Consider the following 525-nt stretch of genomic DNA (forward strand, 5'->3'; position numbering starts at 1 on the left):
GCTGCGCGGCCGCAGGCTCGTCGCGACGCTGCCAGGGGCCGAGCCAGGGCCACAGCGCCAGCAGCAGCAAGGACGGCACGCTGACATAGAGCGGAAGCGCCGTCTGCTGGTAGACCAGCATCAACCCGGCCAGGCCGAGGGCGTGCAGCAGGCAGGCAATCGGGGAACGGACAAAGGCAGCTTGCATGACCGACCTCAGAGTTCTTGTTCTTGGGCGCGGCGAGGCGCTGTAGGCGGACGGGGTCACGGCGGGTTCTCCTCGAACTTCCCGCGTAACCTGGCGCAGGCTACGCGATCGACAGGCCCGGCGGCAAAGACGCGCGCAACTCGGGCAGGATGGAATCGATTCGAACACCTTGGAAGCAGCAGCACCATCGCACTTTGGTCGCAGCTGGCTGCGACCTTAACCCACCAGGCGATGACGCTGGATAAAGCGTTGATCCAGCCAATCCTTGCAGCGCCCGTAGAACTGCCCGCCGGCGCTCCAGTCGTGCCAGGCGAGCAGCGCGCCGCCGTCGCCGGTGG

General features: G+C 67.0%; 1 pseudogene. It reads right to left on the minus strand.

From position 1 onward, the window contains the following. Positions 1-187 (minus strand): annotated as a pseudogene (locus tag N878_RS26160) (methyl-accepting chemotaxis protein); the annotation flags it as partial. Positions 188-525: the final 338 nt, after the last annotated feature.

Source organism: Pseudomonas sp. EGD-AK9 (genome assembly GCF_000465935.2).
Lineage (GTDB): Bacteria > Pseudomonadota > Gammaproteobacteria > Pseudomonadales > Pseudomonadaceae > Aquipseudomonas.